Annotated in this window: 6 protein-coding genes, 17 tRNA genes and 3 rRNA genes; 1 reads left to right on the top strand and 25 read right to left on the bottom strand. The window is 42.3% G+C overall.

Annotation, left to right across the window (positions count from 1 at the left end; genetic code table 11):
- Positions 1-123: 123 nt before the first annotated feature.
- Complete coding sequence (locus R9X47_RS26060) at positions 124-1,653, top strand: AbgT family transporter (protein WP_432667698.1); 1,530 nt, start codon at positions 124-126, stop codon at positions 1,651-1,653.
- 67 nt (positions 1,654-1,720) lie between these two features.
- On the opposite strand, the gene R9X47_RS26055 is transcribed toward R9X47_RS26060, so the two are convergent.
- The 25 genes from R9X47_RS26055 to R9X47_RS25935 all read right to left on the bottom strand — a co-directional run bounded on the left by R9X47_RS26055 (position 1,721) and on the right by R9X47_RS25935 (position 12,677).
- On the bottom strand, positions 1,721-2,668 hold the full coding sequence (locus tag R9X47_RS26055) for a transglutaminase domain-containing protein (RefSeq protein ID WP_432664006.1): 948 nt from the start codon (positions 2,666-2,668) through the stop codon (positions 1,721-1,723).
- 143 nt (positions 2,669-2,811) lie between these two features.
- A tRNA-Arg gene (locus R9X47_RS26050) sits at positions 2,812-2,888 on the bottom strand.
- A gap of 16 nt (positions 2,889-2,904) precedes the next feature.
- Positions 2,905-2,979 (bottom strand) — tRNA-Cys (locus R9X47_RS26045).
- Between the two features lie 38 nt (positions 2,980-3,017).
- Positions 3,018-3,093, bottom strand: a tRNA-Lys gene (locus R9X47_RS26040).
- Positions 3,094-3,098: 5 nt separating this feature from the next.
- Positions 3,099-3,174 (bottom strand) — tRNA-Gln (locus tag R9X47_RS26035).
- A 13-nt stretch (positions 3,175-3,187) separates the two neighbouring features.
- Positions 3,188-3,263: transfer RNA gene (locus R9X47_RS26030), tRNA-His, on the bottom strand.
- A 9-nt stretch (positions 3,264-3,272) separates the two neighbouring features.
- A tRNA-Gly gene (locus tag R9X47_RS26025) sits at positions 3,273-3,346 on the bottom strand.
- Positions 3,347-3,359: 13 nt separating this feature from the next.
- Positions 3,360-3,434: transfer RNA gene (locus R9X47_RS26020), tRNA-Gly, on the bottom strand.
- Between the two features lie 99 nt (positions 3,435-3,533).
- Positions 3,534-3,618 (bottom strand) — tRNA-Tyr (locus tag R9X47_RS26015).
- A 10-nt stretch (positions 3,619-3,628) separates the two neighbouring features.
- Positions 3,629-3,704, bottom strand: a tRNA-Thr gene (locus R9X47_RS26010).
- Positions 3,705-3,708: 4 nt separating this feature from the next.
- Positions 3,709-3,785, bottom strand: a tRNA-Asp gene (locus tag R9X47_RS26005).
- Between the two features lie 47 nt (positions 3,786-3,832).
- Positions 3,833-3,908: transfer RNA gene (locus R9X47_RS26000), tRNA-Val, on the bottom strand.
- 32 nt (positions 3,909-3,940) lie between these two features.
- Positions 3,941-4,015 (bottom strand) — tRNA-Glu (locus tag R9X47_RS25995).
- Positions 4,016-4,038: 23 nt separating this feature from the next.
- A tRNA-Met gene (locus R9X47_RS25990) sits at positions 4,039-4,115 on the bottom strand.
- Positions 4,116-4,131: 16 nt separating this feature from the next.
- Positions 4,132-4,207: transfer RNA gene (locus R9X47_RS25985), tRNA-Met, on the bottom strand.
- A gap of 25 nt (positions 4,208-4,232) precedes the next feature.
- Positions 4,233-4,321: transfer RNA gene (locus R9X47_RS25980), tRNA-Leu, on the bottom strand.
- A gap of 6 nt (positions 4,322-4,327) precedes the next feature.
- Positions 4,328-4,402, bottom strand: a tRNA-Asn gene (locus R9X47_RS25975).
- 6 nt (positions 4,403-4,408) lie between these two features.
- A 5S ribosomal RNA gene (gene rrf / locus R9X47_RS25970) occupies positions 4,409-4,525 on the bottom strand.
- Between the two features lie 120 nt (positions 4,526-4,645).
- A 23S ribosomal RNA gene (locus R9X47_RS25965) occupies positions 4,646-7,568 on the bottom strand.
- A 143-nt stretch (positions 7,569-7,711) separates the two neighbouring features.
- A tRNA-Ala gene (locus R9X47_RS25960) sits at positions 7,712-7,787 on the bottom strand.
- A gap of 72 nt (positions 7,788-7,859) precedes the next feature.
- Positions 7,860-9,392 (bottom strand): 16S ribosomal RNA (locus R9X47_RS25955).
- Together the 16S, 23S and 5S rRNA genes with 17 tRNA genes alongside form the textbook arrangement of a ribosomal RNA operon.
- Positions 9,393-9,658: 266 nt before the next feature.
- Positions 9,659-10,324, bottom strand: coding sequence for an ATP-binding cassette domain-containing protein (locus R9X47_RS25950; RefSeq protein WP_432664005.1), 666 nt, complete (start codon positions 10,322-10,324; stop codon positions 9,659-9,661).
- Positions 10,318-11,001: a molybdate ABC transporter permease subunit gene (gene modB, locus R9X47_RS25945; protein ID WP_432664004.1), complete on the bottom strand. Its 684-nt coding sequence runs from the start codon at positions 10,999-11,001 to the stop codon at positions 10,318-10,320. Before modB ends, R9X47_RS25950 begins: the two co-directional genes overlap by 7 nt.
- Positions 11,002-11,030: 29 nt before the next feature.
- Positions 11,031-11,819, bottom strand: coding sequence for a molybdate ABC transporter substrate-binding protein (gene modA / locus R9X47_RS25940; RefSeq protein ID WP_432664003.1), 789 nt, complete (start codon positions 11,817-11,819; stop codon positions 11,031-11,033).
- Between the two features lie 48 nt (positions 11,820-11,867).
- A complete protein-coding gene (locus R9X47_RS25935) occupies positions 11,868-12,677 on the bottom strand; it encodes an XdhC family protein (protein ID WP_432664002.1) in 810 nt (269 codons plus the stop codon).
- Positions 12,678-12,680 lie beyond the last annotated feature (3 nt).

The raw sequence follows: 12,680 nt of genomic DNA, 5'->3' as shown, positions 1-12,680 counted from the left end.
GAAAAAAGGGCTTTTTTATATTTTCCTACATTTTTCGATTATAATAATCTCTGGTTGAAGGATTAATGTCCTAATTATAATTTTATTAAAGGAGGAAACAAAATGGCTGTACAAGCTAAGAAAATGCCAACTCCTCCAAGAAAAAAAGGTTTATTTAACTTTTTTCTTGATGGAGTAGAAAAAGCAGGTAATAAATTACCTCATCCAGTAACATTATTTGCATTATTTGCCTTCGCAATCATTATTATTTCTGAGATCTGTTCTCGTGCAGGTTTAACTGTAGACTTCTACGATGCAAAGTACAAAACTGAAAAAACAGTAGAAGCTATTTCACTACTTAATGCTGAAGGTTTAAGATTCATGATTAACTCTGCAACCAAAAACTTTACTGGATTCCATCCACTAGGAACAGTATTAGTTGCAATGCTTGGTGTTGGTGTTGCTGAAGGAACAGGACTTATTAACGCATCATTAAAGAAATTAGTACTTAGTACTCCAAAGAGACTTATAACTGCAGTAGTTGTATTTGCAGGGGTAATGTCTAACATAGCATCGGATGCTGGATACGTTGTATTAGTTCCACTTGGAGCTATCGTATTCTTAAGCTTTAAGCGTCATCCACTTGCAGGTATGGCAGCTGCATTTGCCGGCGTATCAGGTGGATTCTCAGCTAACCTTTTATTAGGTACATTAGATCCACTATTAACTGGTATTACTAACGAAGCTTTAACTGCTGGTGGTATTAACCTATCAATATTACCTACTTCAAACTACTACTTCATGGTTGTATCTACTTTCTTAATAACTTTCTTAGGTACATTTGTAACTGAAAGAATAGTAGAACCGAGACTTGGTGAATATAAAGGTATTACACCGGATGAAACAATGGAAGTTACTAAGGAAGAGAAAAAAGGATTAGTAGCTGCTGGTCTTTCTCTATTAGTATTTGGTGCTATAATGTTATTCTTAACGGTACCTGAAAACGCTATTTTAAAAGTAGATGGAACTTTAAAGGCTTTCACATACAACGGACTAGTTCCTACAATAATGTTATTCTTCCTTATTCCAGGTTTAGCATACGGTATCGCTGCTGGAAGCGTTAGAAATGACAAAGATGTAGTTAAGTTTATGAGTAAGTCTATGGCAACAATGGGAGGATACTTAGTTTTATCTTTCTTCGCTGCTCAATTTATCAAATACTTCTCATACACTAATCTAGGTATCATATTAGCTGTAAGTGGTGCAAACTTCCTAAAAGCAATTGGATTTACAGGACTTCCATTAATTATAGGATTTATCTTAGTTGCTGGAGTTATAAACCTTTTCATAGGTTCAGCATCAGCAAAGTGGGGAATCATGGCTCCTGTATTTGTCCCAATGATGTACCAATTAGGATTCACGCCAGAATTCACTCAATTAGCTTATCGTATTGGGGATTCAACTACTAATATAATTTCTCCACTAATGTCATACTTTGCTGTAATCGTTGTATTTGCACAGAAGTATGATGAAGATACAGGAATTGGTACTTTAATTTCTACAATGGTTCCATACTCAATAATGTTCTTATTAGGATGGACTTTACTATTAGTACTTTGGTACTTCTTAGGATGGCCAATAGGACCAGATGCATTTATTCACTTAATGCAATAGTTTAAATAGCATATAAGAAGCACCTGCCGATTGAATAGGCAGGTGCTTTTTTACATATATCATTTCCTTAATCGTTCTTCTTAAATTGTAAAAATTCATATTTATCATATAACAATTTTAATTCCTCAAAGTTATTATCTGGGTCTTCTAATAAATTTGCCGCTCTAGTTAGTACATCCAATTGTTCAGGTGTAATGTCTTTTTCATCCATTTCAGAATCTGTTGTAAGTGAGGGTTCGTCCCAATAAATGTGTTCATTTCCTAATACTGAAGCTAAATCATGGCATAAAATACTTAGAATGGGATGTACTCCCCACCATTCTGGTAGACCATATGTAGAAGAGTTCAACTTGCCCTGTTTATACCTAAGCCATACATCCCCAGGATATTCAAATTTTTCTCGAGAAAAGTCAACCATTTGCCTGTCTGGATCTACTAGCATCCATCGCTGCTCTTTTTCATTCCATACTTCACATATAACGTGATAAATATGGTGCCCTGGATAAAGATAGTTGGCGAACCCATAACGAACTCTAACTGGAATATCTCGACTTTTCAAGATAGATGCAAGCAAAATAGCGTGATATCTACATGATAATATTAACCGCTCCTCAGGCTTACGTTCATAAATTAGCCCAGGTTGATTATAGTTATTTAACCCCTTTAACATTGATTTTACCGTTGGATATTCCTTATCTTCATTTACTCTTTCCGATGCAATTACATCTCTATAAAGAGGTAGATCAGCCACAGGATGAATTAATTGAGCTTTAATCAGTTTACAAAGATCAGTAAGTGGTTCCGGTAATTCATCATATAGTTTTTCATTTTCTCCTGGATCAGTATAAATGCTGTATCCTTTATAAAACTCTAACACTCCTTCCTCATTCATCTTCTCTCTGTTTTTACCTTTTTCTAAGCCTATTTCAGCCTTTAAACTTTCCTTATCTTCGATTTGACATCCACTAAATAATAATATTGTTATTGCTAAATATACTAAATACTTCTTCCACATAATACAATCCCCTTAATTTCTTAGTAGATATAGTACATGAATCATTGTATCATGGTTGGCATAAACTTACAATTTATTAATGGACATAAAAAATTCCAATATCTTTAGGATATTGGAATTACTTTTTATTATGAACTTGTTAGTGGCGCGCCCTAAGGGACTCGAACCCCTAACCTTCTGATTCGTAGTCAGACACTCTATCCAGTTGAGCTAAGAGCGCAACTTTTTTAGTTTATTGGAGGCGGCACCCAGATTTGAACTGGGGAATAAAGGTTTTGCAGACCTCTGCCTTACCACTTGGCTATGCCGCCATAATAAAGATTGTATGTAATTTAATTCATCAAATAAATGGTGACCCATCCGCGACTCGAACGCGGGACACCCTGATTAAAAGTCAGGTGCTCTACCGACTGAGCTAATGGGTCATATATGGCTGGGGATACAGGACTCGAACCTGTGAATGACGGAGTCAAAGTCCGTTGCCTTACCGACTTGGCTAATCCCCATCAATGTTTATAATGGGGCGGCTGATGGGGTTCGAACCCACGCATGCAGGAGCCACAATCCTGTGTCTTAACCACTTGACTACAGCCGCCATGATTCTTGGAGCGGGTGAAGGGGATCGAACCCTCGCAACCGGCTTGGAAGGCCGGGGCTCTACCACTGAGCTACACCCGCATAAATTTTATATTGGAGCGGTAGAAGGGATTTGAACCCTCGACCCTCGCCTTGGCAAGGCGATGCTCTACCACTGAGCCACTACCGCATAAAAAAGTAATAAATTAAGGTACTTTATTTGCTTATCAGCAAATATCGTAAAATTTCCCTCGAACCAACTACGGTTCGCTACAAAATTTTACTAAGTTGGTGGAGGGAACTGGATTCGAACCAGTGTAGACTCAGTCAACGGATTTACAGTCCGCCCCCTTTAGCCACTCGGGCATCCCTCCATATTTATGATGGAGCTGGTGATGGGACTCGAACCCGCAACCTGCTGATTACAAGTCAGCTGCTCTGCCAATTGAGCTACACCAGCATAATGGCGATCCAGAAGGGACTCGAACCCTCGACCTCTAGCGTGACAGGCTAGCGTTCTAGCCAACTGAACTACTGGACCGTATTTTAATTTTGAATAATAGCCTATTTGCATATAAGCAAATAACTTGGTGGGCGCAACAGGACTTGAACCTGTGACCCCCTGCTTGTAAGGCAGGTGCTCTCCCAGCTGAGCTATGCGCCCAAGTCAGCTTCTAGTTAATAGAAGCTAATTATTGGTGACCCCTAGGGGACTCGAACCCCTGTTACCGCCGTGAAAGGGCGGTGTCTTAACCGCTTGACCAAGGGGCCAAAACCTTGGTAATTTAATAACTTGGTAGCGGCGAGTGGACTCGAACCACCGACCTTTCGGGTATGAACCGAACGCTCTAGCCAACTAAGCTACGCCGCCACATTATAAGATTTATTGGTTGCGGGGACAGGACTTGAACCTGCGACCTCCGGGTTATGAGCCCGACGAGCTACCAACTGCTCCACCCCGCGTCGATATTTATATATATTTTGTTGATGGTGCCGGGGACCGGAATCGAACCGGTACGGTCTTTAAGGACCGCAGGATTTTAAGTCCTGTGCGTCTGCCAGTTCCGCCACCCCGGCATATATTGGCTCCAGAGGTGAGATTCGAACTCACAGCCTACCGGTTAACAGCCGGTTGCTCCACCATTGAGCTACTCTGGAATATCAAACCGGCAACGACTTACTCTCCCAGGCGGCTGCCCGCCAAGTACCATCAGCGCTGAAGAGCTTAACTTCTGTGTTCGATATGGGAACAGGTGTATCCTCTTCGCTATTGTCACCAGATTTTTTGCCGCTAGGCAAATAAATTTCATTAATTTTTGACCCAAGATAAATCATCTTCGGTGCTATTAAGTTAGAGATAATAAATTTACTTTATTCTCTCAAAACTGAACAATGGAAAATATGGTCAAGTCCTCGACCTATTAGTACCTATCAGCTAAAGACATTACTGCCCTTACACCTTAGGCCTATCAACCAGATAGTCTTTCTGGGGTCTTAATCCATAAATGGATGGGAAATCTTATCTTAAGGTGGGCTTCGCGCTTAGATGCCTTCAGCGCTTATCCCTTCCGTACATAGCTACTCAGCGGTGCTCCTGGCGGAACAACTGATGCACCAGAGGTACGTCCATCCCGGTCCTCTCGTACTAAGGACAGCTCCTCTCAAATTTCCTGCGCCCACAGCGGATAGGGACCGAACTGTCTCACGACGTTCTGAACCCAGCTCGCGTGCCTCTTTAATGGGCGAACAGCCCAACCCTTGGGACCTACTACAGCCCCAGGATGAGACGAGCCGACATCGAGGTGCCAAACCTCCCCGTCGATGTGGACTCTTGGGGGAGATAAGCCTGTTATCCCCGGGGTAGCTTTTATCCGTTGAGCGATGGCCCTTCCACTCGGAACCACCGGATCACTAAGCCCGACTTTCGTCCTTGCTCGACCTGTATGTCTCGCAATCAAGCTCCCTTCTGCCTTTGCACTCTTCGCGCGATTTCCAACCGCGCTGAGGGAACCTTTGGGCGCCTCCGTTACTTTTTGGGAGGCGACCGCCCCAGTCAAACTGCCCACCTGACAGTGTCCCAAGACCGGATCACGGTCTCTGGTTAGAACTTCAGTATTACAAGAGTGGTATCCCAACAACGACTCCGCACAAACTGGCGTCCATGCTTCTAAGTCTCCCACCTATCCTGTACATGCAATACCAAAATCCAGTGCCAAGCTACAGTAAAGCTCCACGGGGTCTTTCCGTCCTGCTGCGGGTAACCGGCATCTTTACCGGTACTACAATTTCACCGAGCCTACTGTTGAGACAGTGCCCAAATCGTTACGCCTTTCGTGCGGGTCGGAACTTACCCGACAAGGAATTTCGCTACCTTAGGACCGTTATAGTTACGGCCGCCGTTTACTGGGGCTTCGGTTCACAGCTTCGCATACGCTAACCACTTCCCTTAACCTTCCAGCACCGGGCAGGCGTCAGCCCCTATACATCATCTTTCGATTTAGCAGAGACCTGTGTTTTTGCTAAACAGTCGCTTGGGCCTATTCTCTGCGGCCACCTCGGGCTATTCACCCTAACGTGGCACCCCTTCTCCCTAAGTTACGGGGTCATTTTGCCGAGTTCCTTAACAGTAGTTATCTCGCTCGCCTTAGGATTCTCTCCTCACCTACCTGTGTCGGTTTACGGTACGGGCACCTTTTATCTCGGTAGAAGCTTTTCTTGTCAGTGTGGAATCAGCAAGTTCGCTACTTATTTTTCGCTCCTCATCACCTTTCAGGATTGCAAAGACGGATTTGCCTATCTCTGCTCCCTACGGGCTTGAACCCACTCAACCAACCGTGGGCTTTGCCTATCCTCCTGCGTCCCTCCATTCCTCAAACGATAAAGTGGTGGTACAGGAATCTTCACCTGTTGTCCATCGCCTACGACTTTCGTCCTCGGCTTAGGTCCCGACTTACCCTGAGCGGACGAGCCTTCCTCAGGAAACCTTAGGTTTTCGGCGGGTAGGATTCTCACCTACCTCTCGCTACTTATGCCAACATTCTCTCTTGTATAAAGTCCACTGCTCCTTACGGTACAGCTTCAGCCGATATACAATGCTCCCCTACCCCTGCCATACGGCAAGCCATAGCTTCGGTAACAGATTTGAGCCCCGGTAATTTTCGGCGCAGAGCCACTCGACTAGTGAGCTATTACGCACTCTTTAAATGAGTGGCTGCTTCTAAGCCAACATCCTAGTTGTCTAAGCAGCTCCACATCCTTTCCCACTTAATCTGTATTTAGGGACCTTAGCTGATGGTCTGGGCTGTTTCCCTCTCGACTACGAATCTTATCACCCGCAGTCTGACTCCCAGATAAAAGAATACGGCATTCGGAGTTTGATAGGCTTCGGTAGGCGGTGAAGCCCCCTAGGCCATTCAGTGCTCTACCTCCGTTTCTCTAAATCTGAGGCTAGCCCTAAAGCTATTTCGGGGAGAACCAGCTATCTCCGAGTTCGATTGGAATTTCTCCGCTATCCACAGGTCATCCGATAGCTTTTCAACGCTAAACGGTTCGGACCTCCACGAAATTTTACTTTCGCTTCATCCTGCCCATGGATAGGTCACCCGGTTTCGGGTCTACGGCATGCAACTAAATTCGCCCAGTTAAGACTCGCTTTCGCTGCGGCTCCAGACCAAAGGTCCTTAACCTTGCTGCATACCGTAACTCGTTGGCCCGTTCTACAAAAAGTACATGGTCGTTCATATAAAGAACTTCCACTGCTTGTAGACATAGGGTTTCAGGTTCTATTTCACTCCCCTCCCGGGGTTCTTTTCACCTTTCCCTCACGGTACTATCCTCTATCGGTCACCAGGTAGTATTTAGCCTTGGGAGGTGGTCCTCCCAGCTTCCCACAAGGTTTCACGTGCCTCGTGGTACTCTGGAGTAGTGCCAAGGATCTTCTTCTTTCACCTACAGGACTTTCACCTTCTGCGGTGGGCCTTTCCAGACCTCTTCGGTTAGAATACCTTCCTCTTTATGGCTCTATCCACAACCCCTAAAGCCGTAGCTCTAGGTTTGGGCTCTTCCCCTTTCGCTCGCCGCTACTGAGGGAATCGATTTTTCTTTCTCTTCCTCAGGGTACTTAGATGTTTCAGTTCCCCTGGTTGCCTCCAACTGCCTATGTATTCAGCAGAAGGTATCTAAGGTTTACTTAGATGGGTTTCCCCATTCGGACATTCCCGGATCAAAGCTTGCTTGCAGCTACCCGAGACTTTTCGCAGCTTACCACGTCCTTCATCGGCTCCTGGTGCCAAGGCATTCACCCTATGCCCTTAATAACTTGACCAGTGAAATTGCTTTTATAGCAATTCTGTTTCTCTCCATTGTTCAGTTTTCAAAGAACAAAATTTAAAGGTAGTCTTTTACCTTTCGGTAAAAAATACAAAACTCCTCTCGAACCTAAAGGTTCTATATAAAGTTTTGTCGACTTGGTGGAGACGAGGAGATTCGAACTCCTGACCCCCTGCTTGCAAGGCAGGTGCTCTCCCAACTGAGCTACGCCCCCATAATTTTGTTGTGTATTTAAATTGAATGCTTTAGACATTCAAAACCAAACAGTGTAAGGTTTTCTCCTTAGAAAGGAGGTGATCCAGCCGCACCTTCCGATACGGCTACCTTGTTACGACTTCACCCCAGTCATTGATTTCACCTTCGGCAGCTTCCTCTTAAAAAGTTAGATAGCTGACTTCGGGTGCCCCCAACTCCCATGGTGTGACGGGCGGTGTGTACAAGACCCGGGAACGCATTCACCGCGACATTCTGATCCGCGATTACTAGTAACTCCAACTTCATGTGGGCGAGTTGCAGCCCACAATCCGAACTGGGACTGGCTTTTTGGGATTCGCTCCAGATTACTCATTCGCTTCCCGTTGTACCAGCCATTGTAGCACGTGTGTAGCCCAGAACATAAGGGGCATGATGATTTGACGTCATCCCCACCTTCCTCCGGTTTGTCACCGGCAGTCTCTCTAGAGTGCCCAGCTTAACCTGCTGGCAACTAAAGACAAGGGTTGCGCTCGTTGCGGGACTTAACCCAACATCTCACGACACGAGCTGACGACAACCATGCACCACCTGTCTCCTCTGTCCCCGAAGGGAAAGGTACGATTAAGTACCGGTCACAGGGATGTCAAGTCCTGGTAAGGTTCTTCGCGTTGCTTCGAATTAAACCACATGCTCCGCTACTTGTGCGGGTCCCCGTCAATTCCTTTGAGTTTCAGTCTTGCGACCGTACTCCCCAGGCGGAGTGCTTAATGCGTTAACTCCGGCACCGAGGGTGTGAACCCCCGACACCTAGCACTCATCGTTTACGGCGTGGACTACCAGGGTATCTAATCCTGTTCGCTCCCCACGCTTTCGTGCCTCAGCGTCAGTTGCAGTCCAGAGAGTCGCCTTCGCCACTGGTGTTCCTCCTAATATCTACGCATTTCACCGCTACACTAGGAATTCCACTCTCCTCTCCTGCACTCAAGCCATACAGTTCCAAAGGCTTACTACGGTTGAGCCGTAGCCTTTCACCTCTGGCTTATTTGGCCGCCTACGCACCCTTTACGCCCAGTGATTCCGGATAACGCTTGCCCCCTACGTATTACCGCGGCTGCTGGCACGTAGTTAGCCGGGGCTTCCTCCTAAGGTACCGTCATTATTCTTCCCTTAGGACAGAGTTTTACGACCCGAAAGCCTTCTTCACTCACGCGGCGTTGCTGCATCAGGCTTTCGCCCATTGTGCAATATTCCCCACTGCTGCCTCCCGTAGGAGTCTGGACCGTGTCTCAGTTCCAGTGTGGCCGATCACCCTCTCAGGTCGGCTACTGATCGTCGCCTTGGTAGGCCTTTACCCCACCAACTAGCTAATCAGACGCGGGTCCATCTTGTACCACCTGAGTTTTGACTAATGCGCCATGCGACGCTATAGTTTTATGAGGTATTAATCACCGTTTCCAGTGGCTATCCCTCTGTACAAGGCAGGTTACCCACGCGTTACTCACCCGTCCGCCGCTTTCCAGTTATTCCTTCATCCGAAGAATCAGTCATAGCCTTCTCGCTCGACTTGCATGTGTTAAGCACGCCGCCAGCGTTCATCCTGAGCCAGGATCAAACTCTTAAAAAAAATCTGGCGTTTATTATATCTTTAGCTTGAATTTATATCAAACTAAGGTTTAATTCCTTACACTGTTCAGTTTTCAATGTCCAAAGTTTTCTCTGTCGTTTTAGCGACAAGAACTATTATAGCAAATCTCTTTTGTCTTGTCAATAACTTTTTTCGACATTTTTTTCGCCGCTGTTTTTTCAGCGACAAGATATATCTTACCACGGACTATATATAATGTCAAATGGTAAATTTATTCTTTTTTTAGTTTCTCTATATAAACGAGATTATCTATTTTGCTCTACGATTTCTCCCTCTACAATTCTTAGAATTTTATCTCCCAATAAATTCGCCTCTTCTTCGTTATGAGTTACTAATATAATAGGGATAGAACATTCTGCCTTTAATTTAATAAACTCATTATAAAGAATCTCCTTTGTCTCCTTGTCTAATGCTGAAAATGGTTCATCTAGTAATAGTATTTGTGGATTTGATAAAAATGCTCTAGCAAGGGCAACTCTTTGCTTTTCACCACCAGAAAGCTGATGGGGGTATTTATCCTTTAAGTGTAAAATTTTAAACTTTTTCATTATAGTTTCTACCATATCTTTTTTACTATCTCTATTTTTATAAAAGGATTTTCTGATATTCTTTACACCATATTTAATATTTTTATATGCATTCATATGAGGAAAGAGAGCAAAATTTTGAAAGACATAACCCACCCGTCTATCCCTTGTTTGTATATTTGTACCATCAAATGATGAAAAAATAGTCTTGTCACCAATCCTTATGTCCCCATATTCAGGCACCGATAATCCTGCTATACAATTTAATATAGTAGTCTTTCCAGATCCTGAGCTTCCTAGTAACACAGCGACCTCATTAGCAATTTCAAACCTAGCTGATACATTAAATTCACTGTAATTTTTCCTTATGTCTACCTTTAACATTTTTCTCTCCTAATTAGTTCTATATAGTGTTTTTTCTTTAGTATATAGTTTAAAGCCCACATAATAATAAAGCTAAACACCACCATTATAAGAACAAGTTTATTTGCAGTAACCGTATCTCCTGACTCAACTGCAAAATATATTGCTAGTGGAATGGTTTGGGTTTTTCCTGGAATATTACCCGCTACAAAAAGTGTAGCTCCAAACTCTCCTAAGGCCCTGCAAAAAGATAAAATAAGACCACTTAAGATTCCAGTACTAGACAGTGGTATTAAAATAGTAAAAAACACCCTAATCTTTCCTGCTCCTAGGGTTTCTGCTGCATTTTTAAATATAGGATCTACATTGCTAAAGGAAGCCCTAATACTCTGATACATAAGAGGAAGGGTAACTACAATAGAAGCCACAACAGCAGCTATCCAAGTAAATATTATCCTTATACCAAAGGTTTTATATAAAAAGCTGCCAATAAAACTGTTTTTGCCCAAAGCTATTAGTAGAATATAGCCAACAATAGATGGAGGCAAAACAAGGGGAAGGGTAATAATAGATTCAAGCATTTCCTTCCCACTAAAATCTTTATATGTCATGATATAAGCTAGTACCATACCTATCACTAGTGTAATAATTGTTGAAATAGTTGCTACCTTAAGAGATAGAATAATTGGTTGTAACATTTTTTCCTCCAATACATCTTTCGTTTCTATTACTTTAACACATTAAATCCATTATTAATAAAGATTTCTGAAGCTTCTTCGGATTGTAAAAAATTAATAAAGTCGTTACACCTATCCTTATTCTTACTCTCCTTTACTATAGCTAAGGGGTATAGTATAGGAGAATGTAGTTCATCGGATATAGTTAAAGCAATTGTCCCCTTTTTCATTGCCTTTGTGTCGGATTGATATACAATACCAGCATCTACGTTTTCCGTATCCACATAGGAGAGTACTTGTCTTACATTTTTTCCGAAGACTAATTTATCTTGGATGCCATCCCATAATTTCAAATTAACTAGGGTTTCCTTAGCATATCTTCCTACAGGTGCAATTTCAGGTGTCCCTATGCTTATCTTTGTCATATATGGTTTTGTTAGGTCTTCCATAGTTTTAATTCTATTTTCCATACCCTTAGAAACAACAACTACAAGCTTGTTTTTTAGTAGATCCATTCTAGAATTCTTTTCAATAAGGTCTTTTTCTTCTAAGGTATCCATTTGCTTTACCCCTGCAGAAACAAATATATCAGCTGGAGCTCCTTCTTCAATCTGTTTTTGAAGAGTTCCTGATGAAGCAAAGCTCAATTTTATATCAATATTCTCATTTTTTTCTTCATAAAGTTCAGCTATTTCTGTAAGTACATCACTTAAGCTTGATGCACCAAATATTATCAGTTCAGTATTTTCAGTTGTATTTGTATTCTGACAGCCTAAGAAAGTTATTAAGCAAATGGCAACAAAAAATGTAAATATTATTTGTCTTATATATTTTTTCATAAAGCGTCTTCCCTTGCATTCTAGGTTTATATTATTTAACTAATTTTCTTAGTCAGTTCCTTTAATATCTTTTAAATGTTGAAGGCTACCACCATTTTTAACTAATTGTATTTCTGCCATTATACTAAATGCAATTTCTTCTGGAGTTTCTCCACCTAGATTGATTCCAACAGGAGCATAAACTCTGTTTATTAATTCATTAGGGATTTCTGACTTAATTAGATTGTCTCTTACATATTTTGTTTTGTTTTTACTGCCTATCATCCCTATATACTTCGCCTTACTTTCTATTACAGACCTTAAAGCAATCTCATCATACTTATGTCCTCTAGTTACTATAACTACATAGCAATTATCGCCTATTGGGTAATCTGTCAATATTTTTTCTATGTCGCCTACTAATAATTCATCAGCCTCCGGGAACCTTTCTTTATTGCAGAACTCTTCTCTATCTTCGATTATCACATTGTAGAACCCTAAAACTCTGCTAAGTTCATATATCTTAAGAGCTACATGTCCACCTCCGGCAATCAGCAGCTTTTGTGGAGGGTTAAAAACTTTAATGAAAACGTCTACTTCACCGCCACACTGCATATGCAAGCTCCCCTCTTCATCATTAAGTTTAAAGTGAAATGTTTGATCTTTACCATTAGCCATGCATTTCTCGGCCCACTTAGTCGCCACTAGCTCTAGTTTTCCTCCTCCTATAGTTCCAAAGATAGTTCCGTCTTCTCTAACCCCCATCATAGATCCTTCTTTTCTTGGGGATGATCCTTCTACCTTTGTTATAGTAGCTAATGCCACCTTTCTATTGTTTTTAACTTCGTAGGATATCATATCTAGTACTTTATATTCCAACTT

The organism is Wukongibacter baidiensis (genome assembly GCF_050888315.1).
GTDB lineage: Bacteria > Bacillota > Clostridia > Peptostreptococcales > Caminicellaceae > Wukongibacter > Wukongibacter baidiensis.
Note: the sequence above shows the minus strand (reverse complement) of the source record. Positions and strands in the feature narration are given on the sequence as shown.

Bases quoted from the DNA above. Each gene is read 5' to 3' on its own strand.
- R9X47_RS26060 (WP_432667698.1), top strand. From the start codon at position 124: ATGCCAACTCCTCCAAGAAAAAAAGGTTTATTTAACTTTTTTCTTGAT.
- R9X47_RS26055 (WP_432664006.1), bottom strand. From the start codon at position 2,668: ATGTGGAAGAAGTATTTAGTATATTTAGCAATAACAATATTATTATTT.
- R9X47_RS25950 (WP_432664005.1), bottom strand. From the start codon at position 10,324: ATGTTAAAGGTAGACATAAGGAAAAATTACAGTGAATTTAATGTATCA.
- modB (WP_432664004.1), bottom strand. From the start codon at position 11,001: ATGTTACAACCAATTATTCTATCTCTTAAGGTAGCAACTATTTCAACA.
- modA (WP_432664003.1), bottom strand. From the start codon at position 11,819: ATGAAAAAATATATAAGACAAATAATATTTACATTTTTTGTTGCCATT.